Below are 24,521 nucleotides of genomic sequence, written 5' to 3' on the forward strand. Positions count from 1 at the left end.
GCCTTGGTTTTACAAAATCTGATTTCTATCTTCTAGCTTTCATCACACAAATAATCGGCTGATAGGTGAGGGAAACTTTCCCTTCGCTATTGCTGAAATTAGCATAATAGCTTTCTTCAAACTTTTTTAATTTTTCCTTTCCCAAAAAATCTTTTCCGCATCCATTTACACCTGTGGTTTTGATATGGCGAAGGACTTGCCAAGGGGAATCGAGCCAGAGGGTTTGCCGCCATTGATCTTGGTGTAAGAGATCGAACTTTTCGGAGAAAATGCTAGACAGTTCTTCTGGTGAAGAATAGTCTAGCCCTACGCCAAGTGTGGTTTTTATTTCTCTAAAATTCTGTGTACCGAACGTGCTGAAAGCCAAAATACCATCGGTTTTGAGGGCTTGGGCAGCTTTTTTGGAGAATTTTTCCAAGCTTCCAAACCACTGGACGGTAGAGCTAGACACGATGGTGTCCAAGTGTTGGGGATACTGAATCAGCTCTGCATCGCCGGGCAAAAAGCTATAATTGTAAAAAGCCTGGTCGACTGCCATTTTCAAGATTTCCCCCGACATGGGATTCACCAAGTCATTGAGGTAATAGGTGCCGATATCGTAGCTGAACCACATGTTTTCGGTCAAAAAGCCTGTTCCACAGCCTATTTCCAAGGCTCGGGTCATGGGTTCGGTTTGGAAATGGTGCAGGGTATCGGCTAGCCGTTTGGCTACGTTTTTCTGCACCGAAGCTTCGTTTTGGTAGGTATGGAAATTTTTGCCAAAACGTGCTTTCACTATTTCTTTATCAATTGTTTTCATATAAAATGAGTTGCGGGTTGCTGTTACCGATGGTTTGCCGCATTACGATGTGAAAAAAATTATATTTTTTTCATCGGCACATCACCTAATTATCACATTATTAACTCTTCCCAATCTTTAATTTCTCCAAAAGGAAAATGGGGGATATTCCTTTCTTCTATTTCACATTTTCCTTCCCAAAAATAGTGTTGGTTTTGACTTGGGAAAATCAAATCTTTTGTCCCGATGATTGCTTTGTCCCATACAAAACCGTTGGGCTTAGCTTCTTTCGAATTTTCGTAAATAGCTTGTAATTCAGTTTTTTGCTCTTCGGGTGTTCGTTGTGGCAACTGTGCCGACCATGCTTGATAATTTGCCCTTCCGCCCATCATCCGCAGGTTGAATTTTGTGCGGTTGGCTTCGTCCCAGCCCTCCAGCGTTCCCCTAAAAATGGGCTCGGGAATGCCAAATTCTTTGCTCACGGGTTTCCCCGTTCCGTTGATGGCGACCTTTTTTTCAAAGGTTAATTTCGAGTTGCTCAGCACTTGCTCAGCAGCCCATACGCCCATGGACCAAGCGACTAAATAAAGTTGAGTAGGTGCCAAATCAATCGTTTCATCTAGCCAGTTTTCAAGTTCTTCTAGTTCAGTGTATTTGTTGAAATGGCAAAGGTTAACCTCTTCAAAACCAAGTGGTTTTATTGCGTTTTCGTCCATTCCCCATCCATTGAAAAAGAGGATACATTTTTTGTTTCCTTTTTTATTGAGCCAGCGTTTGTCCATGTTTTTTTAGGTGTTGGATGATGGGAAGAAGTGAGTCGAAGTTCATGTTCGCATTGAGCGAAAAGCGCAGCCTAGCCGTGCCTTTGGGAACGGTCGGGTAGCGGATGGGCAAGACCTTGAAGCCAAGTTGCTGAAGTTGTTGGGAAAGCCGAACGGCAGCATCGTTTTCCCCCACCAAAAAAGGAATGATATGGCTATCTGCCACTTGTCCAAGTTCGGTGGAAAATTGCTGCGTAAGTGATTGGAGGCGTTGCCTTTCCAAGTTTAGGCTGGGCAAAAGTTCGAACACAAATTTGCTCCAAGCCAAGTTGATAGGAGGGAGGGCGGTGCTAAAAATCAGCGTGCGAGAGCGATTGATAAGGTAGCTTTTAAATACCTCGTTGCAGACCAAAAATGCTCCTATGGACGCCAAGGATTTTCCCATGCATCCCACCAAAAAATCAACCTCTTTCAAGCAGTTTTTTTCTTCGGATATGCCAAGCCCTTGCTTGCCCAAAAGCCCCACCGAATGGGCCTCATCGAGGTACAAGAAGGTGTCAAATTTCTGTTTGAGTTCAATGAGTTTTTCCAAATCTGCCACGTCCCCGTCCATGCTAAAAATGCTTTCGCTCACGATGAATACTTGCTCGAATTTCCCCCGATTTTGTTCCAAAAGCGATTCCAAATGTGCATAGTTGAGATGGGCAAAGCGGAGGGTGGTGGCTTGGGAAAGTTTCATGCCATCGATCAGGCTGGCGTGTACCAGTTTGTCGGCGAGAATCAGGTCATTCTTCCCTGCCAAGGCAGGTAAGATTCCCGTGTTGGCATGGTAGCCGCTGTTGTAAATCAGTGCCTCGTTCCCGTATAGCTCACCAATGGTTTGCTCTAGCTCAATATGTGCCTGCGTGTTTCCGCTCAGCAACCGTGAAGAAGCAGCACTGGGTTTTCGGCTTTCCAAAGGAACTTCCTCCAAAAACCTGTTATAAAGTGCCGGATTCTGGTTCAAGCCCAAATAATCATTCGAACTCAAATCAACCAACGCACCCGCAGGCGGAGGAAGTTTCCGAAGGTTTCCCCTAGCTTCCAGCTCTTGCAATTCAGCCCTATACATATTTAGATTAGCCATGATATTTTCTGTTAAAAACTAGTGCGAGCATCCGCTCGTGCCGAAGGTATTACGTCAACCCGCAACTCGCAACACGAACCACCTCACTCATCCCATCGGTCAGTTTTTGCAGGTCTTTGTCGGGAATCATGAAAGGCGGCATGGTGTAGATTAATTTCCCGAAAGGTCGGATCCAAACCCCGTTTTCCACAAATGCTGCTTGGATTTCAGCCATTTGAACAGGTTCTTTCATTTCCACCACACCAATTGCCCCAAGCACTCGCACATCGGCAACCGAATCCAAGTTTTGCAGCTCGGAAAGGTTCGTTTTTAAATGCTTTTCTATGCGAGAAACACTTGCCTGCCAATCGCTTTCCAACAGCAAACCGATGCTTGCGTTTGCCACCGCACAGGCGAGCGGATTTCCCATAAAAGTAGGACCGTGCATGAACACCCCAGGGTTTCCGTTGGAAATGGTGGTAGCCACTTTTTTGCTGCAAAGCGTGGCGGCAAAGCTCATGTAGCCTCCTGTAATTGCTTTTCCCAAGCACATGATATCGGGGGAAATATTGGCGTGTTCGCAAGCGAAAAGCTTTCCGCTTCTGCCAAAGCCCGTAGCTATTTCATCGGCAATAAGCAGGATGTCAAATTCCTCGCAAAGCTGTTTTGCCCCTTTCAAAAACTCGGGATGGTAAAACCGCATTCCACCTGCTCCTTGGACAATAGGCTCGAGGATGAGGGCGGCAATTTCTTCGTGTTTTTCTTCCAAAAGCTGCCTGAGTTCAGAAAGGTCATTTTCATCAAATTCTTTACCGAAAACAGAAGAAGGTTTTTCCACAAAATACTGAATGCCAAGTTTTCCATTGAAAATGTGGTGCATCCCGTTCACAGGATCGCAGACCGACATGGCATGCCATGTATCACCATGATACCCGCCCTTGATGGTGGCAAATGCACTTTTGGAAGGCTTCCCCGCCGACTGCCAATATTGCAAAGCCATTTTGAGGGCAACCTCCACCGCCACCGAGCCCGAATCGCAGAAAAATACCTGTTCCAAGCCTTCTGGGGTGATTTCGACCAGTTTTTGGGCAAGCTCCACCGCAGGTTCGTGCGTGAGCCCTCCAAACATCACATGCGCCATTTTTCCCAACTGCTCCTGTACCGCAGCGTTCAGCACGGGATGGTTGTAGCCATGCACGGCACACCACCAGCTCGACATCCCATCTACCAAGGCACGCCCGTCTTTTAGGAACAGTTTTGCCCCATCGGCTCGCTCCACCGCATAGCAAGGCAGCGGTTCGGTAGCCGATGTATATGGATGCCAAATATGTTCCCTATCAAACCGAAGCAGTTCGTCCGTCGTCATTTTTTTTTGTTGAATTTTAATGGACATTTCGGTAGAGACGCAATGCATTGCGTCTCTACGTTGGTTATTTTCCAATATCAAATCCAGCTGCCTTAAAGTCGCGGATATCTTCAGCGGTGTTGGAACCTATAGTGGTGAGGTAATCGCCCGTAAGTGCCGAGTTGATTCCTGCTCTTAGTGCCTTGTCTTGGAAATCTTTGATTTTCAGCCTTCCGCCAGCAAAGCGCAGGTTGGCTTTCGGGTTGATGAAGCGGAAAACAGCGATGGTGGTCAAAATTTCCTCTTCGGTAAGGTCAGAGACTTTTTCCAAAGGAGTGCCATCTACTTGGGTGAGGATGTTGAGAGGGATAGACATGATGCGAAGGTCTCTTAGCGTACAAGCTAGCTCCACTCGGTGGTTCATGTTTTCGCCCATTCCAATGATGCCTCCTGAGCACACTTTTAACCCAAGTGATTGTGCAGATTTGATGGTCTCTATTTTCTCGTCCATGCTGTGCGTGGTGCAGACTTCGGGGAAGTAAGATGGTGCAGTTTCCAAGTTGCAGTGGTAATGGTCTATGCCCGTGTCGCGGAGCTTTTCGAGTTGCTTTTCTTCCAACAAGCCCATGGATGCGCACAAATGGATGTCCGACTGTTCTTTGATCTCGTCGTAAATCTCAATCATATTATCAATTGTCCTGTCAGATGCTTTTCTGCCGCTGGTGACTAGGGAATGACGGTTCACGCCGTTTGCAGCACTTTCCAATACCTGTGCAATCACTTTTTCCTTGGCAATGAGGTCATAAGTTTCCACCCCTGTTTCGTAATGGCCCGACTGGCTGCACCACTTGCAGTCTTGCGGGCACTTACCCGATTTGGCGTTGGTGATGGAGCATAGGTCCATTTTTGTTCCGCAGAAATGCAGGCGGATTTCGTCGGCGGCTTGGTAAAGTGCTTCCTTGTTTTCTACTTGTGTGAGGGCTACCCCTTCTTCGTAGCTAAGCTCGTAGCCAGCAATTACTTTTTCTTTAAGTTCTTGGATGTTCATAATATTTAAGTGTTTGATAAACAAATAAGTGCGACCTGTTTTTCAATAAAGCATCGATTGTCAACAGCAATGTTGGTTTATTAAAATAGCACTCGTGCTTAGACATAAAAAAAGCCTTTAGGCTGCGGAAACAGCGTAAAGGCTTACGGTGGATAAATGTATGGATGAGGGAATGCCCAAGCTTGGGCGCTCCTGTGTTTGTGTTTACTGTAACAAGTTGTAATAGCTCTAGTTCTTGGATGGAAAGCTCCTTCCATTCGGACGCTTCTTCCCCCGTTTCCCAACTTGCCTCACCAAGCCCCAGTAGGCTGATAAAGCTCTCCAAGGTTTTGGTAGCTTGGCGGCAGATTTCCACCGAAAGCTTTCCTATTTTGATGCTCTTCCCCAGCGAAGCAAACACCGCATAGCTCTTCCTCGACCAGCGGGAAAAGACCAATGTTTGGGGCGATATGTTGGGGAAAGTGTTCAATTTAGTGTTTTGCTTTTACAATGGCTCGGCATTTAGTTTTTCTGGCATTCCAGTGGTTACTGGATGCTAGTTACTGGTTTATACTGTAATGGATTGATAAATAATTTTTTACCATTTATCATCGTCAGGTTAAATTTTCTTTTCATAAAGAACAAGCAACGAGAAACAAGCAACTAGCAACCAAGAGCTTTTTAGTTGAGATGTAGTAAGTAGTTACAAAAAAACTTGCCAAATAGTCAATTTTAAGTCCAAATTAAAAGGATTTTTTCAGATTCAAAACAAAAATGGGGAGGGAAAACTGCTTTTGGACTAAAATCATATGGGAATGTTGATGCTTGGCAGGTTTGAAAGCTGTTACTTCAATTGGTAATATCCAACAACTTTATTTTTAGAAGGGAAATTGATGAAGACTTCAAGTTTTAAACTATCGCCAAATCTCTACTTTTGAAATTCTTTTATTGGAGTAATAGCTGTCTTCAAAAAGTTGTCCCTCAATGGTGTATGTATAAAAAAGTTTGTAAGAGGCACTTCGCCCAAAGGGAACAACTTGTTTGTTGGTAATGTACCCTTTGGTATAAGTTATTTCTCCCATAAATAAAGAGTCCCAATTAAAAATATCCGATAGATAAGACACTATTAATATGAGTATCACTAGAAGTCCGGCTCTTCCTATATGTCCAGAGTTCATAAGCGTACATTTTCAAAAAAAAAACAAACCTCTCTACCAAGAAAAGGCAGAGAGGCTGGCGTATCATTAAAAGAACTTATTTCTTATATCACGTCCAATTGAAGCGGACGGTTTATTTTTTCCTCTAGTGAAATCATCGTTTCCGTACGGTCAATTCCTTGCACACTCTGTACTTTATTGTGGAGGATGTCTCTAAGGTGATTGGTATCTGTACAAGCGATTTTTGCGAAAATACTGTAGTTACCCGTAGTGTAGTGAAGGGTAAGTATCTCAGGGATTTTCATCAGCTCGGCAGAAACCTCTTCGTACATGGAGCTTTTTTCGAGGTAAATACCCAAAAAAGCAGTGATATCATAGCCTAGTTTGCTGAAGTTTATATCAAGAGTAGAGCCTCTCACCACACCCATCTTTTCCAACTTCTTCATTCGTACGTGAACCGTACCACCCGATACAAAAATGCGTTCTGCAATCTCGGTATAGGGTGTTTTAGCATCCTTCATTAGCTCTGACAATATCTTGATATCTATATTGTCAATTCCTAAATTTTTATTCATTTTTTTATTGCGAGATTAAGTTATTCTTAAAATTTTAAACTAATAGTTGATAAAAATATAATTTTTTATTAAAATCTTTATGATATTTTCAATTTTGAAATAATAATTTTATATTTGTGTTAGATAAGTGCAATAAAAACTGCGAGTAATACAAAGGCATAGTACATTTATCATTTTTATGCTTTTGGGTTTAGCAGGAGGTTCGAGTCCCCTATCGTAGCAAGCATGTGTTTATTTTATGTGTTGTTTATTGGTTAAGGTTAAAAGGTATGCGAAATTTTTGCATACTTTTTTTTTGCCCTTTTTGAGCAATTAATTTATGTCACTCTTTGGTGTCTGTTTGCATTAAACAAAAACCTTATTTAATGATTTTCATCGGGAACGTAGGCAAAATTGTAAAATCTTAAACAGATTTACTAATAAATGGGAATTTATTTAAAAAAATCATAAATTTTTGCAAAAAGCTTTAGCGTGATTGCAAAAAAACTGATTAGCCAAACTCATCCTCTTCCATATTGTCAGGTCTGCTTCTTTTGCCCCATCTCTTTCTAAAAATTCTGTGTCATTATCTGTGAGGGATGAATTTTGTACTATTATTGTTGTTTTACCGTCTGTGTCGCTATAATAGAAATAGAACGATATAAATAAGTTGAAATCACACAAGATAATGCTTATGGATTGATAATTACGGTATTCAATTATTTTGTAAATACCTGTTTTTACCAAAGTATATTATGATTTATAAGAAAATAACCATTCTCGTATCCTTTACCTTGTTTTTCATGCTTCATGCGATGGCCCAAGAATCGCTAGTGCCTACGGGTACAAGTGGGGGGCAAGAGCTGAGTTGCGGCTTGAAAGTGACTCCTCAGGGTGCGGTGCAGCAGGTTGAGGTCTCTTTTGAGGCTCAGCGACTTGAAAACAAGAAGAAACCCGATAATATAAAAGTAGAGTATGTACTAGAGTCGAATGCTAAAGGAATATTGAGCGAAGGTCCGCTTGATTTGGAGCAGGCGAAAGTCCAAAAGGTGAACAATACATTTTACTGTTTTTTCCAACTAGGATCGGTGGTAGATGACGACGTAAGCCTGAAAATTATTGTCACGGATGAGAAGACTGACAAATCGGTTTCACAGGCCGTGCCTTTAGAAAAACCAGGCTCTCCAGTGGAGTTTTTCTTGAGCAACCTGACGGACAGGTTCAAAAACTATTCGGTGGAGGGGGATACAATTATCTTTATGGCGAATAGCTTAGGGCCGGTGCACGTGATAAAGTTTTCTCAAGAGTTTATGCCAGCAGCACCGCCTATGGGTAATAATATGCCTGCAGGACCTGCCACCATGCAAGTAGATACTGTGTATTCGCTCACCACCAATCAGCCAATTGTACTTAAAGGAGAGGCGCTTTATTTCGCCCAGTCCGATACTACAACCAACAAGGGAATTGGTTTTAGGGTAGTGCCCCAAGGCTATCCGAAGTTTAAAAAAGTGGAGGATATCGCACGTTCTATGATCTACATTTCAACAGACAACGAAATTCAGTCGATCATTAATGGGGAAAATAAAAAAGCGGTACTTGATAATTTTTGGATAAATGCTGGAGGTAGCGTAGATGTGGCCAAAAGGTTGATCAAAACGTATTATAACGGGGTGACCTATGCCAACCAAGAATTTACCTCTTATAAAGAAGGCTGGAAAACCGATAAAGGCATGATCCATATAGTATTTGGGAAGCCTGCCGAAATAAATCAGTTCCAGGGCAAAGAACATTGGGTATATTATATTGGTAAAAAAAGGAAGCGTGTTACCTTTGAGTTCATAAAACGAAACAATTTGTTTTCGGACAATCATTATGAGCTTGTTCGCTCTCCAGAGTACAAGAAAGTTTGGTACGAAATGGTAGAGTCGTGGAGAAATGGGCAAGTAAATGTTTTTTAAGCACTTGTGCCCTTGGTAATTTTTAGGGACAAAAAACATGTATAGGATACTAGTGCCTTATAGAGAAATAGGTTGTCTTTATTTTTTTTGATTACTTAACAACGATGCACGAATCCTTAATAGTCAATGCTGAATCAATAAAAGCCTCACAAATCACTTTTGTAGGAGACCTGCATGGTTGCTACCGGAGCTTCAAGGCTTTACTAGAAAAAATCCCCCAAGAAGATAACGTCGTAGTCCTGCTTGGGGATGTGATCAATAAGGGCAAGAGGTCTTATGAAACGTACCAGTTTGTGAGGGGGCAGGGCTTCATGCAGTTGCTGGGCAACCATGATTATTATTGTGTAAACAGGCATAATGAACACGGGCAAATTCCTTGGCTGAGGCAAGGGGGTGGATCTACGGTTCAGTCTATCCGCAACCACTTTGAAAACTTAGGAGACAGTCAACTACAGATTGTCCTTTCGGAAATGGCTTATTACTTCCGAAGTGCTCTTTCGTACCTTATAGTGGAAACTAGTTTTGGGAAGAAGCTATTGGCTACGCACGGAGGTATTAGTCCAAAGGTTTATCGGCAATATTATTTTAACTTGCCTCAGGTTCTCAATATGGACATCCGTCGCTCTACCTCCTACTTGTTCAATAAAATGGAATTGGTGGATTTACCAGGATTTATACAAGTGATAGGTCACCAGCCTACCGAAAAAGACAGGTTGTTCGATGGAAAAAACTATCATTTGGATACGGGCTGCGTGTATAACCGAAGGGGCATGGGTTGGCTAACAGCTGGTACTTTCAGTCTCGTAGAAGACCGCCCACCCATTATTACCCAACAAGTGAATATCGATTAGTTTGCTACAACTGGGTCGAAGTGCAGCAATTCGAATTTGATGGCTTCTTTTTCCTTACCACTTATTTTGAAGAGCGCCGTGAAAAACTCTATATCTTCGGGCACTCCGTCATAAAAGCTATTGAGCGAATCATTTTCTGTAAAATATTGGATAACAGAAATACTTCCTACATCTAGTGGGGACATGAAGTACGTATAGACCGCATCATTATTACCGGGCAGTCTCGACACCAGAGCGTAGTCGGTATTGAGGGTTGGGGTAACTTTTGATTGATAAAGGATTTTTTTTCCACTTTTAGGATGGGTGTAGGTTATCTTTCCTCCTCCAAGCTTGTATTGTGGATTGTATTGCGTAAATGTTTTTTCAAACTTCCCCATGGTATTGGGCTGCCCCACAAATATGCAGTTGCTGTTCAATAGTTCTTCTTCCTTCGTTTGGTTGGCAAGCCTCAGCTCAAATTCGCTATTATTCTTGATGAACCACTGAAGGAGGTAATAGGTGGCAAATGGGCCCAATTTGGTGAGGTAAGCAACATCATTATTTTCCGATTCTGGTTGTGGTAAAATAGCTTGGGAGCTATCCGAAGTAGCAATAGTTCCCAAGCCATGGTAATCGCCCATGTAGACCAGGTTAGGCTTTTCGGAGTGGAAGTAGCCTATCCAAAAACGTCCACCTAGGTTGTAGGAAAACAGGTCTTTGGAAGTGAGCAAGTAGATGTAACCGATGGAGATAAGAAATAGGAAAATGAAGGTTAGGTAGCCTATAGATTTGGTATTGCTATCGATAAGGGGAGGGTTAATTGTTTTGTTGTTGACAAACTCTACATTGTATGTTCCTTGTTCTATCTGAAACTTTAAGCTATCATACTTGCCCTCTTCTTTGTAATATTCATCCAGCTTCTTTCTGAGATTGTACACATACATTTTAACCTTCGTGTCGTTTTTGACAGGGTCATAAGTCTCTCCAAATATTTCCCTCCCTATAGCATATTCTTGTAAATAATTGCCCCTTACCGCTGCTTCAACCAAAAATTTAAGCAGTTCTCTGTTTTTGGTGGAATACCCAAAGCTTTCACTAGCAAAAATTTTTTCGAGATACTCATTTATTTTAATGTCGTTTGTCATTACTCCCATAACCTAATATGTCATCATAGCTTCACTAAATATGGTGAAGTTATATAAACCGTAGAATTTTGAGGATTTTTAGATGTAAAATCTTTTGTAGGTTGCTTAAGCCTAAAGAAGTGTTGCTGCAGAACAAGCTCCGAATAGCCTTTAGAAAGGCAGAGGCCAATTGTCGATAAATTGTCTGTTGAAGTTATTATTTATAGCGTGATTTTTGTGGATTGAGGTTATACAGAAAATTTTTATCTCTTACCAGCTCACAAAATAACTTTTTCTGTTTACTTACTCTTTCTACTTCAGTATAGAGCCATACTAACCAACCCGCAAAGAGTATTCTCAATTCACAACAAATATGTACACCTCTTTCCCTCTAAGGAAAGAGCTTTAGACTATCAGCTTGCTAACTACAAAAAACTAGCTACAAATTACTATTTCTGATTTTGCCTTACTATCACATACAATGTGGCTGTTTGCCGCTGCATTGCCACTAACCAATACTCGATATTAATGTGAATTCAACATAAACCAACTCATGGATATACTATTTGCTAGTGAATTATTTCAATTGATATTTAATCAGTTTGATAGAGAACCCGATGCATTTGTCAGGTTGTTCGACGACTCTCAGAATTTTATGGCTTATGATTACCTCTGTGAAAAAAAGGAGTTTTTAGATGTAAGCTCTTCCTTTACCGAAATCTTTGGCTACCCAAAACAAAGCATTGTTGGGAAAAAAGAGTTCTTTCAAAAGAATATTCACGCCGATGACGAGGACCTGTTTTTGGGCTTTTTCAATATGCTTCCCAAGGGAGAAAAGGCTAAAATCAACAAACATCAGCGTGCATGGCTGCTCGATAAAATGAAGTGTAGGGTGAAGCATCGTGACGGGCATTGGAAAGAGATTATTATTTATTCCTTTACTTATTTTATAGAGATAAGAGGTTGGCACAAAGTAGGAATGCTTACTGAAGCTCAAAGTAGGGCAGGAAATAATGAGTTTTCTGTAATTGGAAAACAGGCGAAAAGGGAGGCTGTGTCTTGGGAGAAAAAAGAGCGGGTAAAAGTATCGAAGCGAGAGAGCGAAGTATTAGCGCTGCTTGGTCAAGGGATGATAGCCAAAGAAATAGCCGATAAGCTTTGTATAAGTACCAGTACGGTCATTACACACAAGAAAAACCTCATAAATAAAATGGGGGTTAAAAACACAGCCCAACTGATAAGTAAAGCCAGTAACATGCTGCTACTTTAGTATGTTCAAAAAGTACTCACATTCAATCTAAACCTAAAACACTAACATGATTGCCTCTGTCCAACCTCAACACGAGGCGAGTGCCTGCCAATGGTATGCAGTGAACACTCGTTTCAAACACGAAAAAAAAGTGCATAAGCTTTTACAAGCCAAAGGCGTACATAGTTTTTTGCCCCTTTATTCGACTCTTCGCTATTGGAGCGACCGCAAGAAGAGGGTTGAAGAACCTCTTTTCAGCTGCTACCTTTTTGTAAAGATCAATTTGAAGGAGAAGCTTGATGTTTTGCAGACCAACGGCGTATTGAGTTTTGTAAGTTTCGAGCACAGCCCCGTGTCCATTCCTGAGTGCCAAATAGAAACTATCCAGCGGTTGCTGAGTGGAAATGCGGAATTTGAGGTGAAGCATCATTTCAAAAGAGGGGAAAGGGTAAAAGTGGTTTCAGGTCCATTTGCGGGTATGGAAGGTCATTTGCTTCGCACTAAAACAGCATCAAGGCTGATGATCGGCATAGATGCGCTCAAGCAATCCATTGCCGTGGAAATAGGAGCGCATGAGCTTGAGCCAATTAAGTAAAACCCTTTATGAGTAATTTATTACTTCTTTAGTTGAAATATCCCCATTAATGAGGATTGAACTAGGAGAAGATTTCCTTTACCTTGTGCCTATCGAATCTTCAAGTTTGAAATAGTATAAACTGTTTCTTCAAGCATGACTTTCGCAGGCCGATACAGAACCTAACATGTATTGGTTTTTCATGTCTCAAAGCATGGCAATTGCGCAAGTTCCATTACAAGTTTAATAAGCCGCTTATATGTGACTTAATTGGCGGAGCTTTATACAAAGGCAAAAAATACCCGCATTCATTTCTAAAAACAGAACCATTCAGAAATTGTATTTGACCTATTTAGGCTTTTAGCTCGATGGGTACTTTCATCGAATAGTTATTTGTGCCTACCGGATAACAAAATAAAAACTTACTCTAAATGATTAATGAAGCGATTGAATTGATAGTGGAGAAGCTCAACGATGCTGTTTCGGATGGAGTGGAAGACTTTGTGGTAGCAGGGAACATTGCTTTTGCCGAAGGCTCGGAAGAAGGGCTGGCGTTGGCAAATAAAATAGTGCTGAGCTTGGTGAACATAGACGAAGAATCTACCATGAAAAATGGGCATTATTTCCGCAAAAGAGCCGATGCGGTGGAGTATCGGAACCGTCCTGTTAATTTGAACTTGTACCTGTTGTTTAGTGCAAATTTTACCAATAACTACAACGATGCACTGGCAATGACTTCCCGAACCATCGAGTTTTTCCAAAGATCGAACACCTTTACGCTTCACAATACAAGCCCTGAAGGTCTCGATTTTCAGTTGGTGCTCGACTTGCACACCATCACTTTTGAGCAGGTGAACTACCTCTGGGGCTCGCTTGGGGGAAAGCAATATCCATTTGTGCTGTATAAATGTAGAGTGGTGAGCATAGAAGCGAAAGATCCAGTGGGTTCAGGCGCGCTGATCGAAGAAATTCATTCTAAGGAAAAAATGCAGTAAGTAAGACAAAATGGCTTTTAGCATTACATATAAAAGACTGTTTGAGGTAAAGGTTCTCCACGATTATTACCTCAACCAAGGTGAAACCCCGTTCGATGAGCTGGACCCTGCAATTCTTGATGCCAAAATGGCTGCGTATTCCTTGGACAAAGAGTTGTTGTTTTATCCCGAAAAAGCAACTAGCAGGTATGTGTTTAGGCAAACTCCGGTGGGTTTTTTTATAGCCTTAAAGGTAGAGCCAAGGGAAACCATCCCTGTTACCTATCAGCCTTTTTCTCCACTGGGCGGTCATCAAAAAATCACAGTGTTGGCAGCCTTAAAAAACCCTGTTTTCAACAACTTTACCAACTTGCCTATTCATCAAGAAGCAAATACAATCTATTATTTCAGCAACTTGGCGGGAGGAACTGGAAGTAGTTTCCCAACACTTACCAAGCCATTTGCAAAGCTAGAAAGTGGTAAAACATATTTCCCGGGAGATTTGGTAGCAAGTGCAGATGGAAGCAAGCTATACGAAGCAACCACGACTACCAAAAGAGGTTTGGGCACTGCCGATTGGGAAAAAAGACCGCTAAAACCATATGTTTCGGCTGCCGATAAAGTAACGCTTGTAAACTCAGCTATCAGCCATACGCTTACGACGGCTGGGGTACAAAAATTGACCCTGAGCGTGTTAGACTTGAACGTGGACGAAGCGGGTAAACAGTTGGTTTATGAAGAGAAGTGGGAGGAAAACCAAGATTTACAAACGGTACAAGCGAACTTGCAAAGCTTGCCTATTGGCTATTACCAATTCAAGTTTGAAGGAGAGAGCGGCTATTTGCATGAGTTTTCGGCCTACTTGTGGACCAAATCGGAAAAGCCACCTTTTGCCATAATCGAGCTTTTCCATAAAGCTGGATTAGGAGACTACGCTCTTTTGGACGATGCGGAAAATACGCTGACCATGCCCAGTTTTGAAATTAGGCTCAAGAACAGGGCTTCCTTCTGGAGGTATTTTTTCACCAAAGATATCACGCTCCCAGCTGATGCAGACCTAGAAGAAGAGGCAAGCTCGAACAGGCAGGCTATTACGAAAAAGGCTAAGCATTTAACAAGCTCGTACAACACTCTTACATTAGAACAAGACGGGGAGGAAGTATCCCTCCCCAATCCCTCGGCTGCCCAACTCCGCCCCGAAAGGGATGCGGGCAACCCCGATAAAATAAAAGTGGTATCAGAAGTGTATTTATAACTTTTGATGCTCCTGTCATTCTGAAAAAAGAATCTTTTCATCTCTAAGTTTTAACCGTTAAATAATATGGCTAATTACAAAACCCCCGGGGTGTACATTAAGGAAATCCCTAAGTTTCCCCCATCTGTAGCACAAGTAGAAACCGCAATTCCGGCTTTTATTGGGCACACCGAAAAGGCAATAAGCAAAGGAGAGGATTTAACCCTGAACCCTACCCGAATCACCTCTTTGCTGGAGTACGAAACCTACTTTGGTGGGCCGCAAGCTGAAAATTCAATAGTAGTTACTTTGGCTCAAGAAGTAGATGCGGGAGACGTGGTGATTGCAGAAGAGCTCACCGGTGCTTTGTCTGGAGCTACGCCTTCGGCACACTTGATGTACTATGCGTTACAAATGTATTTTGCAAATGGAGGAGGTCCTTGCTACATAGTTTCGGTAGGTGCTTATTTAGCCGTTGGAGATGCTATTCCTTTGGTGCCATTGCAAGATGGACTTGCTACACTTCTCCAAGAAGACGAGCCAACCCTTATCGTATTTCCGGAAGGGCAGGGAATGGCCGAGCCTGATTATTATACCTTGCAAAATGATTCATTAGCGCAGTGTAACAAATTGCAAGACAGGTTTGCCATTATGGATATGCACAACAATGGCGGAGCTTTGGCAAACAGCGGTGAAGTATTGGATGCTGCTACTGCCTTTAGAAATGGCGTTACCAGCAGCTTTTTGAAATATGGAGCGGTTTATTTTCCCAATGTTAAATCCGTGTTCAATTACTCGTACGATGAAACAACGGTAGCAATAGCGCATCAAGTAACTGCGGCGGATGGTGTAGTGGCAGCAGGTGCTTTAGATGGGCAAACAATGGATTCGTTGGTGGGCACAGACGATGCGTTGTATTCCAAAATGAAGCTGGCGATCGATTCTTTGCCCATTACCTTGCCTCCAAGCTCTACTATGGCAGGTATTTATGCCCAAGTGGATAGCAACCGTGGTGTATGGAAAGCTCCGGCAAATGTAGGCGTAAATGCTGTAGAAAGTCTCACGTTCAAAGTGACCAACGATATCCAAGATTTTCTCAATGTGGATACCACTGCGGGCAAATCGATCAATGTGATCCGTCCATTTACTGGGAAAGGAATTTTGGTTTGGGGATCGAGGACATTGGCTGGCAACGACAACGAATGGAGATATATACCTGTAAGAAGGTTCTTCAATATGGTGGAAGAATCGGTTAAAAAAGCAACGGAGCAGTTTGTATTCGAACCTAACGATGCCAACACGTGGACGAAAGTTCGGGGGATGATCAGTAACTTCTTGGTATTGCAATGGAGGGCAGGCGCATTGGCGGGTCCAACTCCCGAAGCCGCTTTTTATGTAAGCATAGGCTTGGGCGAGACCATGACTGCACTCGATATTTTGGAAGGCAGAATGATTGTGGAAATTGGAATGGCGGCCGTACGTCCTGCCGAGTTCATCATCCTCAAATTCTCTCACAAAATGCAGGAAGCATAAATTTTATGAATAGTTCAAGCATCCGCTTGGGCTCCTCGTTTTTCAGTTAGGCATTCAGCATTTCGCTGCACTTTCTGATGAATCATTTCGATCACTTTCTCAACTTAAAAAAATAAAATTATGGCTGATTATCCATTGCCGAAGTTTCATTTCCAAGTAGAATGGGGAGGAACAAAAATTGGTTTTACCGAAGTTTCAGGGCTAGACTTTGAAACCGAGCCAATAGAGTACCGCCACGGAGCAAGCAAAGAATACCACAAAACCAAGCAGCCCGGCATGCAAAAGTACAGTAACATCACGCTCAAAAGAGGGACATTCGCCGGAGACAACGAGTATTTTGACTGGTGGAAAACAACTGTTTTCTTTGAAGAAGGCGGGGCGACTGGCTCAGTGTACCGGAGAGACCTTACCATTTCGTTGCTCAACGAAAACCATGAACCTGTGATAGTTTGGAATGTGAAAAATGCCTGGCCCATAAAAATCCAATCTACAGACCTGAAAGCAGATGGAAACGAGGTGGCAATTGAGTCGCTAGAGCTGGTTCACGAAGGGCTTGTTGTAGCGAATGGTTAGTGTGTAAATTCTTAATCTAGTTTCAGATGGCTAATTATTACCCGCCTGTCGGGTTTCATTTTCAGGTCAATTTTACTGGGCTTAAAGCCGATGACAGGGATGCCCATTTCCAGTCTGTAAGTGGATTGGATGTATCCATGCAGACGGAAAGTATCAAAGAGGCTGGGGAAAATCGTTTCGAGCACGAATTGCCTGTCCGTACCAATTACTCTGAGCTTACCCTCAAAAGAGGGTTTTACAAAGGCTCGGGCTTGATCGATTGGATTAACAAGGCTTTTCAAAACATGGAATTCCAACCTGTCGATTTGCAAGTGGTATTGCTCAACGAAGGGCATGAGCCGCTAGTGACTTGGGATGTGGTACATGCTTGGCCTAAGAAGTGGACATTTTCCGATCTTAATGCAATGCAAGGGGAAGTGTTTATAGAAACACTGCAACTGCATTACAACTATTTTACCGTCACTACTCATTAGTATATTGTAATAAGAGTTTTGGGCTTTTTGCCGCCGATCGTCTGTCTCATTATTGGTGCTTTATTATGGTTACGAGTTTCAGGTTAAAAAATAAGAAACCAGTAACTAGAAACCAGCAGTTTGAGCTGATTAGGTATAAATAGCCTATGAAATACATAAAAAGACTTGATTCAAAGACTACAAACTATGCCTTTAGAAATAAAAGAATTGGTGATAAAAGCCGAAATTACCGAGGAGAGTGGTAATCAAAGTAATGCTTCTTCTACTGGAGGAAGGCAAAATGCTGTGGATGTGGAAAGCATTGTTGCGGCTTGTGTAGATCAGGTAATGGAGCTAATGAAAAGTAATTCGGATAGGTAAAAGAACGTTTCTGAACGTAGTAAAATGGGATTAGTCAAGCTAAAAATAAAATCGTTTACCGACTCGAAGTTTCAGCAAAAGGGATCGAAGGAATTTGATTTGCCTATCAACCCCGAGGAGTTCATCCAGAACTTATCGGTAAAGCTGAATACTACCCAAGCGCAAGGTACGCAAGGAAATAACCCTAGGTACAATAGCACCGAACCTGAGACGCTAGCACTCGATTTTGTGCTAGACGGCACAGGGGTGCTTGAACTTCCTGAAGCACTGAAAGGGAAAAGTGTTCCCGAACAAATTGAAGTGCTTAGAGATGTAGTCTACAAGTTGGAAGGCGACACCCACGAGCCTAAGTACCTGAAAATACTTTGGGGAGAAATGTTGGGAGAAGACAAGGCTTTCGAGTGTAGGCTTTCTGCTATGAACATTACCTACACGCTTTTTTCACCAGAAGCGAAGCCTCTTAGGGCGAAAATTCATCTGGAACTCCTCGAATTCAAACATCCCAAGAAAAGAACAAGAGAAGAGGGGAAAAACTCGCCTGACCTTACTCATTTAAGGGTAGTGAAAGAGGATGATACGTTGCCTTTACAAACCTTCGATATCTACAAAGACGATTCCTATTTCTTGGAAGTAGCGAGGGTGAATGGGCTGACTAGCTTTCGGAATATCCCCGTTGGGCAAAAGTTGTTTTTCCCACCAATAGTAGAAGAAACAAACTGATAAAATGGCTGAAAGAACAATTCCGGGTACATTAGGTGATACGCTCGTAACCTTTACAATCCTTTCAAACGGAACACAAATTCCTGCTGAACTGGAAGTGCTCAGCATTTATGTGACCAAGGAAATAAACCGGGTTGCTTCTCTGAAAATGATGATAGTGGATGGAGATTCGGCTACGCAAGATTTTGAAGTGAGCAATACTGACTTGTTCATCCCCGGAAGTGAAATAGAAGTGAAGGCTGGATACGGTTCTCAGGAAAAAACAATTTTTAAGGGAATAGTGGTCAAAAACAACATTTCAATAAAGAAAAGTGGTGCTTCTTATCTGACCATAGAATGCAAAGACAAGGCGGTGAAAATGACCGTTGGAAGGAAAGATAAGCTGTTTGAAGAAAAGAAAGACAGTGCATTAATCGAAGAAATTATTGGGGGTTATAGCTTGAGTTCAGATGTGGATGCTACTACTGTTACACACGCCGAAGTAGTGCAATTCCACGTAACAGACTGGGATTTTGTAGTCTCCCGAGCAGAGGTAAATGGATTGCTGGTATCAACCGACGACGGCAAAATGGTTGTCAAAAAGCCTGATTTGTCAGGAAGTGCTGTGCTTTCGGTGGTGTATGGCGATACCATTCTCGAATTTGAAGGGGAGGTAGATGCATCCAGCCAATATGCCGCAGTAAAGTCGACAAGTTGGGATTATAAAAGTCAAGCTCTTCTGGAAAAAACAGGAAAAGCACCCAGTTACGATGGTGCAGGAAATTTAACAGGCAAGAAATTGGCAGATGTGGTCGGCTTATCAGAATTGGAGCTTCGCCACTCTGGACAAGTGGAAGATAGCGAACTAAAAGCCTGGGCAGATGCCCAAATGCTTAAAAGCCGTTTGGCAAAGGTGAGAGGTCGGGTCAAATTTCAAGGTTGTGCCGATGTTAAGCCCGGCGACATGATCGAATTGGATGGACTTGGAGATCGCTTTAATGGAAATGTATTTGTATCGGGGGTGAGGCATGAAGTACGAGAAGGGAATTGGCTCACCGATGTGCAATTTGGGCTTTCCCCCAAATGGTTCATTGCTGCCAACCCAGATGTAAATGACAGTCCGGCAACGGGGCTTATTCCCGCAGTAAAAGGCTTGCAAATTGGCGTGGTTTCTCAGTTGCAAGAAGACCCCAATGGGGAAAATAGGATTCTGGTGAAGCTTCCAATAGTAGATGCGAGTTCGGAAGGAATTTGGGCGAGGCTCAGCACACTCTATGCGGGAGCAGAAAGAGGAAGTTATTTCTTGCCCGAAATAGGCGACGAAGTTATTATAGGTTTTTTGAACGACGACCCTCGCGATGCAATCATCATTGGGGCAGTGCACAGTAGCGCGAACCCTGCACCGCTAGAAGCTACCGACGATAATTTTATAAAAGGGTTTGTGACAAAGAGTGAGATAAAGTTTTTGTTTGACGATGAGAAAAGTATTGTCACCCTAGAGACTCCAGGGGGAAACAAGATGGTAGTAGATGACGACGAGCAAGCAATCACCTTGGAAGACCAACATGGAAATAAAATACAAATGAACGCTGATGGAATCACCATCGATAGCGCAAAAGACATTGTATTGAAAGCAGCTGGAAAACTCACCCAAGAAGCTTCCCAAGATGCCAGCATCGAGGGTATGAATGTAAGCCTGAAAGCCAGTGCCCAGTTTAAAGCAGAAGGCTCGGCAGGCGCAGAAGTTTCCTCCAGCGGACAAGCCGTACTGAAAGGAGCAATGGTGATGATAAATTAGATAAATGTAGAGACGCAATTCATTGCGTCTCCTGAAACGAAGCCCAATTATGCCCTTAGCAGCCAGAATTACCGATATGCATACTTGCCCCATGCAAACGCCTGCACCTGTACCCATTCCCCACGTAGGAGGACCAATTACAGGGCCAGGCGTACCTACCGTACTGATCGGGGGAATGCCTGCGGCAGTGTTAGGTGATATGGCAGTTTGCGTTGGCCCTCCCGATACTATTGTGATGGGCTCGGGGACGGTGATGATCGGCGGCAAGCCCGCCGCCCGGATGGGCGACTCAACAGCTCATGGAGGCTCAATCGTACTGGGCTGCCCCACGGTGATGATTGGAGGATGAGTACGAATTAATTTCTACAAAAAACAACATGGACGAAAATTCATTTTTAGGAAGAGGCTGGGCATTTCCCCCAAGCTTTGACCCAGATAGTGGGGCGGAAATGGTAGCCAATGAAGAAGATATTCAGCAAAGTTTGACGATTCTTCTTTCTACCAGTTTGAGAGAACGGGTGATGCAACCCGAATACGGCTGCGATCTCAACGAGTTTGTGTTCGAACCTGTCAATTCCTCGCTTCGCACCTATATAGCCGACCTTGTTCGCAATGCAATTTTATTCCACGAACCGCGGATTGAAGTGGAGAAAGTCCGGTTGTATCCTGGCCAAGAATTAGAAGGTGTAATCATGATTTCGGTCGATTATCAGGTAAGGGCGACCAACTCACGGTTCAATTTTGTGTATCCATTTTATCAAAAAGAAGGCGGCGAAAATCTGTTATGAGCAACTGTTGTGACGATATAGCGAATCCACTGGTGAGGGACGGAAAAAGCCAAAATTCACGTGAACCCCAAGCTTTGGCACCTGAAAAGGCGATGGCTGATTCCCGTGAACTTATTGACTTTATGCATTTCGCCTATCGGTTTGCCAATCTTGTAAAATATTACCCGCTCTCAGGCGAGTTGCCCAAAGATTTTACCCCCAATTGGCAAGCCTTTTTTGAAAAGGAAACTTCTTTTCTGATTGCCATTATTTCGAAAACAGAGACGGATCTGTTCCGAAGGGAACTGGATGAATCGTTAGCGAAAATTTTTCAAAACCCTTCTAAGGAGGCTATTAATGGGCTTGTTGGGAAATTGCTGGATGCGGCTTTGCTGGTCGATAGTTGGCATATGGCCATTGCTGCCCGCTCTGGGCTCAAGCTTTTGTTGCGGCAGTCCATACAGGCCAAATTAGCACCTGCACTGCAAATAATAAAGGCTATTGATAGGGCTGTCCTTCCAGAGCAAACCGAAAAATATGCAAAATTTCGCACGCCAGAGCTAAAGGTTATTGCCGAGCAACCTGCGGGCAACTCGTTTCAGAATGCCGATATTTCTACCCTCATTGTCGAGCTGCAAAGGAATGCAGAAGTGATTTACAAAGAGCTAGTATATGTGACTGGTTCTGCGCCCAATTACCTAGAAGAAAGCCTTGCTTACCAAGACCTTCCCCCTCACATTGCCTTGTTTATTTCCTTTGTAAAAATCCTAATTAAAAATGTCCAAACGGATTTTAACAAGGTTACGCAGCAGCATTTAGATTTCTTTTACCGAAAGGTGCTGCGCCTCAAAGAGAAGGATGCTATTCCGGATAGTGCCCATCTTATTTTTGAATTGGCAAAGCATATAGAAGAACACAAAGTATCGAAAGGAACACTTTTTACCGCAGGAAAAGATGATGCGGGGGACGAAATATTGTTCGGGTTGGACGAGGAGATAATCGTCAATAAGACGCAAGTAGCATCTTTGCAAACGCTCTATATTGACCGTGTAGAAGGTAATGATGGAACAAAATACATCAAAGATATTTATGCTGCTTCGGTCGCCAATTCTGGCGATGGGCTTGGCGGCGATTTTGAAAACGAAGAAGTGCCAACTTGGAAAACCTTGGGGGGAAACGGAGTTGGTGAAAAGCCCGCTCTCGGTTTTTTGATTTCGTCAGAAATGCTGCTGTTGAGCGAAGGAACAAGGACGATTACCTTCACTTTTACCTACGAAGCAGGCACTTTTGATTCGCAGCTTGAACCCTTTTTGAATGCTGATCTATTCCAGATTTCCCTAACGGGAGAAAAAGGCTGGATTGAAGGGTTTTCTGAAAAGGAAGAGCTTCAATTTACCACTGAAGCGAACAAATGCGAGGGGAATACAATTGAACTCAAGGTTATTTTAGAAAATGCTGCTCCCGCTATTTTCCCTTTTGATCCCAAAGTCATTGAAGAGGAATCTTACGATACCAGCTTGCCCGTAGCCAAGGTTTTATTGAACAAAGACCTTGAGATTCCTTTAGATACCGATGGCTCTATCCATGTCAGTCCTTATCATTTTCTGAAAAAGCTAGTAATTACCGATCTAAACCTTTTGGTAAGCGTGGAAGGGATGTCAACTATTTTGGCAAAGAGTGATTTGGGACTGTTGGACACCACAAAGCCATTTATGCCTTTTGGGGCACAACCTAAAAATGGATCAAGCTTTTTTGTAGGTAGCAAGGAGTTTGAAAACAAAGAAATTGAAACGGTAAGTCTTGGTTTTGAATGGGAAGCCCTTCCCAATGATGAGGATTATACTTTGTATGAAAAATCTGACCCTGTTCCAGCATCAAACGCTAGTTTTACCATCAACCCGGGTGGTTCAACTTCGGAAGTAATTTTTATAAATGGGGAAATAAATGGGTTGGCTGAGCTTCTTTTCCAAGAGGATACGATAAATGGGGGGGCATTTTTCGAAATGCGCTTGGAAGGTGATTTCGGACACGATCAGTTTGCCGCTATTTATGCAAGGCAGGCAATGGCTTTGGCTTTGCAAGATTCCACAGGTTCAAGAAAACTTTTAACAGGTGCGTATTATCAAAACCCTGATGATGGAGGAGTGCTCAAATTTGATGGAAATGAAGATACTACAGCTATTGACGATACTTGGCCAGTTCCACTTCCCGCCACGCCCTACACCCCAGTACTAAAGAAACTAACCTTAGGTTATACCGCATCAAGCGAATTGAAAGAATTTACCCAACTCCATGCTTTTGGAGGCTATAAAAAAGTGCAAACGGGTGATGAGAAAAAGAATTATTTGTTGCCTCAGTACGACGAAGAGGGAAGTCTGTACATCGGGCTTCGAGATTTGCCTCCGCAAAGCGTGTTGCCCTTACTGTTCCAAGTGGAAGAAGCCACGGCAAATGCCGAGTTGGCAAGGGCAAAAGTGAGTTGGTCTTACCTTGAAAACGATGTAGTGCTGTCAAGTGATAGTGCTGAAATAAAAAAAGATGATTGGGTGAAATTTCCCAATATTAACGTCCTTTCAGACGAAAGCAATGGCTTGATTGCGTCGGGAGTAGTGACACTGGAGATTCCTAAAGAAATAGGCAGGGAAAATACCGTTTTTGGTGAAGGGCTTTCTTGGTTAAAGGTATCGGCAGCAGAACGAACAGGTGCTGTTCCCCAAACGCTGCAAGTGCATACGCAAGTTGCCAAGGCGAGTTTTGTGCTTAGCGAGGTTGATAATTCTCGTTTGCAGCAACCTTTGGAAGCGGGCAGCATTGCCAAGTTTGTGGAAAACGATATTTCCATCAAAAGCGTGGCGCAGCCTTACGATTCTTTTGGTGGAAGACCTCCCGAAGAACCCATCCATTTCTATACCCGAGTAAGTGAGCGATTGAGGCACAAAGGTCGGGCTATCACCATTTTCGATTACGAGAGGCTGGTGCTGGAAAACTTCCCCAATATCTATAAAGCCCGCTGTATAACCCATACGAACATCGAAAAAGAGCTTGCGCCGGGTTTTGTGACCTTGGCGGTTATCCCCGATCAGCGAGGTAAAAAAGTACTCAACCCGCTCGAACCACAAGCCAACATTAATGAGCTGGCAGACATCGAAGCTTTTCTTAAAAAAAGAACAACGCCACATGCCCGCATTAAGGTGAAAAACCCAAAATACGAAACCATCAAGGTGAAGTTCGATGTGAAGTTTATCGTAGGAAAGTCATTTGATTTTTATAAAAAAGAGTTGAGCATCGCCATTTCCAAATACCTGTCCCCTTGGGCTTTTGAGGAAGGGAAAGAAATTCTCTTTGGAGGGAAAGTATACCGTTCTTCTATCCTGAATTTTGTGGAGGAACAAGCGTATGTGGATTACGTGCTCAATTTTGAGATGTACCACAATGAAAAAGGGATTAATATTAGCGAGGCAGTGCCCACCACTTCCCGCACCATTTTAACCTCAGTCGACGGGCACGATATTTCAGAAGTTACTTCCGAAAAGCTTGGTGACCAAGGGTTGGAAGGTAAAGATGGCATGATTGGTTATGCAGAAATAGGAGAAGAAATCTCCGATGAAACCGAAACGAACTAACCTATTCTCAATGCAAATATCTGCA

Annotated in this window: 24 protein-coding genes; 15 read left to right on the top strand and 9 right to left on the bottom strand. The window is 42.9% G+C overall.

The genetic code is table 11. The features are described from left to right. Window positions 1-25 precede the first annotated feature (25 nt). The 8 genes from bioC to R9C00_03300 all read right to left on the bottom strand — a co-directional run bounded on the left by bioC (window position 26) and on the right by R9C00_03300 (window position 6,748). Window positions 26-799 (bottom strand): malonyl-ACP O-methyltransferase BioC, encoded by a 774-nt coding sequence (gene bioC / locus R9C00_03265; GenBank protein WPO36462.1) that lies wholly within the window; start codon window positions 797-799, stop codon window positions 26-28. Between the two features lie 92 nt (window positions 800-891). Continuing rightward, a complete protein-coding gene (locus tag R9C00_03270) occupies window positions 892-1,560 on the bottom strand; it encodes a DUF452 family protein (protein WPO36463.1) in 669 nt (222 codons plus the stop codon). Then, window positions 1,538-2,665 (bottom strand): 8-amino-7-oxononanoate synthase, encoded by a 1,128-nt coding sequence (locus R9C00_03275; protein WPO36464.1) that lies wholly within the window; start codon window positions 2,663-2,665, stop codon window positions 1,538-1,540. Before R9C00_03275 ends, R9C00_03270 begins: the two co-directional genes overlap by 23 nt. A gap of 49 nt (window positions 2,666-2,714) precedes the next feature. Beyond that, window positions 2,715-4,010 carry an adenosylmethionine--8-amino-7-oxononanoate transaminase gene (gene bioA / locus R9C00_03280; protein WPO36465.1) on the bottom strand — a complete coding sequence of 432 codons (1,296 nt, stop codon included), beginning with the start codon at window positions 4,008-4,010 and terminating at the stop codon, window positions 2,715-2,717. 64 nt (window positions 4,011-4,074) lie between these two features. Next, window positions 4,075-5,037, bottom strand: a complete 963-nt coding sequence (gene bioB / locus R9C00_03285) for a biotin synthase BioB (protein ID WPO36466.1) — start codon at window positions 5,035-5,037, stop codon at window positions 4,075-4,077. Beyond that, entirely contained in the window at window positions 5,018-5,506 is a 489-nt protein-coding gene (locus tag R9C00_03290) for a hypothetical protein (GenBank protein ID WPO36467.1), read from the bottom strand. The genes bioB and R9C00_03290 overlap by 20 nt, the downstream gene beginning before the upstream one ends. Window positions 5,507-5,930: 424 nt before the next feature. After that, complete coding sequence (locus tag R9C00_03295; GenBank protein WPO36468.1) at window positions 5,931-6,194, bottom strand: hypothetical protein; 264 nt, start codon at window positions 6,192-6,194, stop codon at window positions 5,931-5,933. 83 nt (window positions 6,195-6,277) lie between these two features. After that, complete coding sequence (locus R9C00_03300; GenBank protein WPO36469.1) at window positions 6,278-6,748, bottom strand: Lrp/AsnC ligand binding domain-containing protein; 471 nt, start codon at window positions 6,746-6,748, stop codon at window positions 6,278-6,280. A 734-nt stretch (window positions 6,749-7,482) separates the two neighbouring features. Here R9C00_03300 and R9C00_03305 point away from each other — a divergent pair. Together R9C00_03305 and R9C00_03310 are read left to right on the top strand one after the other, a co-directional pair. Beyond that, window positions 7,483-8,685, top strand: coding sequence for a GWxTD domain-containing protein (locus R9C00_03305; protein ID WPO36470.1), 1,203 nt, complete (start codon window positions 7,483-7,485; stop codon window positions 8,683-8,685). A gap of 104 nt (window positions 8,686-8,789) precedes the next feature. After that, window positions 8,790-9,536, top strand: coding sequence for a metallophosphoesterase (locus tag R9C00_03310; GenBank protein WPO36471.1), 747 nt, complete (start codon window positions 8,790-8,792; stop codon window positions 9,534-9,536). Here R9C00_03310 and R9C00_03315 read toward each other — a convergent pair. Then, a complete protein-coding gene (locus R9C00_03315; protein ID WPO36472.1) occupies window positions 9,533-10,660 on the bottom strand; it encodes a hypothetical protein in 1,128 nt (375 codons plus the stop codon). The genes R9C00_03310 and R9C00_03315 overlap by 4 nt on opposite strands. Before the next feature lie 532 nt (window positions 10,661-11,192). On the opposite strand from R9C00_03315, the gene R9C00_03320 reads away from it, so the two are divergent. From R9C00_03320 to R9C00_03380, 13 genes are all read left to right on the top strand, one after another. After that, the gene (locus R9C00_03320; GenBank protein ID WPO36473.1) at window positions 11,193-11,909 is read left to right on the top strand and encodes a LuxR C-terminal-related transcriptional regulator; all 717 of its coding nucleotides are present in this window, start codon (window positions 11,193-11,195) and stop codon (window positions 11,907-11,909) included. A 46-nt stretch (window positions 11,910-11,955) separates the two neighbouring features. Further along, entirely contained in the window at window positions 11,956-12,483 is a 528-nt protein-coding gene (locus tag R9C00_03325; GenBank protein WPO36474.1) for a UpxY family transcription antiterminator, read from the top strand. Between the two features lie 410 nt (window positions 12,484-12,893). Further along, on the top strand, window positions 12,894-13,457 hold the full coding sequence (locus R9C00_03330; protein ID WPO36475.1) for a DUF4255 domain-containing protein: 564 nt from the start codon (window positions 12,894-12,896) through the stop codon (window positions 13,455-13,457). Window positions 13,458-13,467: 10 nt separating this feature from the next. Then, window positions 13,468-14,691: a hypothetical protein gene (locus R9C00_03335; protein ID WPO36476.1), complete on the top strand. Its 1,224-nt coding sequence runs from the start codon at window positions 13,468-13,470 to the stop codon at window positions 14,689-14,691. 66 nt (window positions 14,692-14,757) lie between these two features. Continuing rightward, on the top strand, window positions 14,758-16,203 hold the full coding sequence (locus tag R9C00_03340) for a phage tail sheath C-terminal domain-containing protein (GenBank protein ID WPO36477.1): 1,446 nt from the start codon (window positions 14,758-14,760) through the stop codon (window positions 16,201-16,203). A gap of 120 nt (window positions 16,204-16,323) precedes the next feature. Further along, window positions 16,324-16,776, top strand: coding sequence for a phage tail protein (locus R9C00_03345; protein ID WPO36478.1), 453 nt, complete (start codon window positions 16,324-16,326; stop codon window positions 16,774-16,776). Window positions 16,777-16,802: 26 nt separating this feature from the next. Then, on the top strand, window positions 16,803-17,249 hold the full coding sequence (locus tag R9C00_03350) for a phage tail protein (protein WPO36479.1): 447 nt from the start codon (window positions 16,803-16,805) through the stop codon (window positions 17,247-17,249). Window positions 17,250-17,435: 186 nt separating this feature from the next. Further along, the gene (locus R9C00_03355) at window positions 17,436-17,609 is read left to right on the top strand and encodes a DUF5908 family protein (GenBank protein WPO36480.1); all 174 of its coding nucleotides are present in this window, start codon (window positions 17,436-17,438) and stop codon (window positions 17,607-17,609) included. A gap of 24 nt (window positions 17,610-17,633) precedes the next feature. Next, window positions 17,634-18,329, top strand: coding sequence for a hypothetical protein (locus R9C00_03360; GenBank protein ID WPO36481.1), 696 nt, complete (start codon window positions 17,634-17,636; stop codon window positions 18,327-18,329). 4 nt (window positions 18,330-18,333) lie between these two features. Next, window positions 18,334-20,106 (top strand): type VI secretion system tip protein VgrG, encoded by a 1,773-nt coding sequence (gene vgrG / locus R9C00_03365; protein ID WPO36482.1) that lies wholly within the window; start codon window positions 18,334-18,336, stop codon window positions 20,104-20,106. A 49-nt stretch (window positions 20,107-20,155) separates the two neighbouring features. Next, window positions 20,156-20,455: a PAAR domain-containing protein gene (locus R9C00_03370; protein WPO36483.1), complete on the top strand. Its 300-nt coding sequence runs from the start codon at window positions 20,156-20,158 to the stop codon at window positions 20,453-20,455. Window positions 20,456-20,483: 28 nt separating this feature from the next. Then, window positions 20,484-20,894 (top strand): GPW/gp25 family protein, encoded by a 411-nt coding sequence (locus R9C00_03375; GenBank protein ID WPO36484.1) that lies wholly within the window; start codon window positions 20,484-20,486, stop codon window positions 20,892-20,894. Continuing rightward, window positions 20,891-24,496 carry a hypothetical protein gene (locus R9C00_03380; protein WPO36485.1) on the top strand — a complete coding sequence of 1,202 codons (3,606 nt, stop codon included), beginning with the start codon at window positions 20,891-20,893 and terminating at the stop codon, window positions 24,494-24,496. Before R9C00_03375 ends, R9C00_03380 begins: the two co-directional genes overlap by 4 nt. Window positions 24,497-24,521: the final 25 nt, after the last annotated feature.

The sequence above is a fragment of the Flammeovirgaceae bacterium SG7u.111 genome (assembly GCA_034044135.1).
Taxonomy (GTDB): domain Bacteria; phylum Bacteroidota; class Bacteroidia; order Cytophagales; family Flammeovirgaceae.

Bases quoted from the DNA above. Each gene is read 5' to 3' on its own strand.
- bioC (WPO36462.1), bottom strand. From the start codon at position 799: ATGAAAACAATTGATAAAGAAATAGTGAAAGCACGTTTTGGCAAAAAT.
- R9C00_03270 (WPO36463.1), bottom strand. From the start codon at position 1,560: ATGGACAAACGCTGGCTCAATAAAAAAGGAAACAAAAAATGTATCCTC.
- R9C00_03275 (WPO36464.1), bottom strand. From the start codon at position 2,665: ATGGCTAATCTAAATATGTATAGGGCTGAATTGCAAGAGCTGGAAGCT.
- bioA (WPO36465.1), bottom strand. From the start codon at position 4,010: ATGACGACGGACGAACTGCTTCGGTTTGATAGGGAACATATTTGGCAT.
- bioB (WPO36466.1), bottom strand. From the start codon at position 5,037: ATGAACATCCAAGAACTTAAAGAAAAAGTAATTGCTGGCTACGAGCTT.
- R9C00_03295 (WPO36468.1), bottom strand. From the start codon at position 6,194: ATGAACTCTGGACATATAGGAAGAGCCGGACTTCTAGTGATACTCATA.
- R9C00_03300 (WPO36469.1), bottom strand. From the start codon at position 6,748: ATGAATAAAAATTTAGGAATTGACAATATAGATATCAAGATATTGTCA.
- R9C00_03305 (WPO36470.1), top strand. From the start codon at position 7,483: ATGATTTATAAGAAAATAACCATTCTCGTATCCTTTACCTTGTTTTTC.
- R9C00_03310 (WPO36471.1), top strand. From the start codon at position 8,790: ATGCACGAATCCTTAATAGTCAATGCTGAATCAATAAAAGCCTCACAA.
- R9C00_03315 (WPO36472.1), bottom strand. From the start codon at position 10,660: ATGACAAACGACATTAAAATAAATGAGTATCTCGAAAAAATTTTTGCT.
- R9C00_03320 (WPO36473.1), top strand. From the start codon at position 11,193: ATGGATATACTATTTGCTAGTGAATTATTTCAATTGATATTTAATCAG.
- R9C00_03325 (WPO36474.1), top strand. From the start codon at position 11,956: ATGATTGCCTCTGTCCAACCTCAACACGAGGCGAGTGCCTGCCAATGG.
- R9C00_03330 (WPO36475.1), top strand. From the start codon at position 12,894: ATGATTAATGAAGCGATTGAATTGATAGTGGAGAAGCTCAACGATGCT.
- R9C00_03335 (WPO36476.1), top strand. From the start codon at position 13,468: ATGGCTTTTAGCATTACATATAAAAGACTGTTTGAGGTAAAGGTTCTC.
- R9C00_03340 (WPO36477.1), top strand. From the start codon at position 14,758: ATGGCTAATTACAAAACCCCCGGGGTGTACATTAAGGAAATCCCTAAG.
- R9C00_03345 (WPO36478.1), top strand. From the start codon at position 16,324: ATGGCTGATTATCCATTGCCGAAGTTTCATTTCCAAGTAGAATGGGGA.
- R9C00_03350 (WPO36479.1), top strand. From the start codon at position 16,803: ATGGCTAATTATTACCCGCCTGTCGGGTTTCATTTTCAGGTCAATTTT.
- R9C00_03355 (WPO36480.1), top strand. From the start codon at position 17,436: ATGCCTTTAGAAATAAAAGAATTGGTGATAAAAGCCGAAATTACCGAG.
- R9C00_03360 (WPO36481.1), top strand. From the start codon at position 17,634: ATGGGATTAGTCAAGCTAAAAATAAAATCGTTTACCGACTCGAAGTTT.
- vgrG (WPO36482.1), top strand. From the start codon at position 18,334: ATGGCTGAAAGAACAATTCCGGGTACATTAGGTGATACGCTCGTAACC.
- R9C00_03370 (WPO36483.1), top strand. From the start codon at position 20,156: ATGCCCTTAGCAGCCAGAATTACCGATATGCATACTTGCCCCATGCAA.
- R9C00_03375 (WPO36484.1), top strand. From the start codon at position 20,484: ATGGACGAAAATTCATTTTTAGGAAGAGGCTGGGCATTTCCCCCAAGC.
- R9C00_03380 (WPO36485.1), top strand. From the start codon at position 20,891: ATGAGCAACTGTTGTGACGATATAGCGAATCCACTGGTGAGGGACGGA.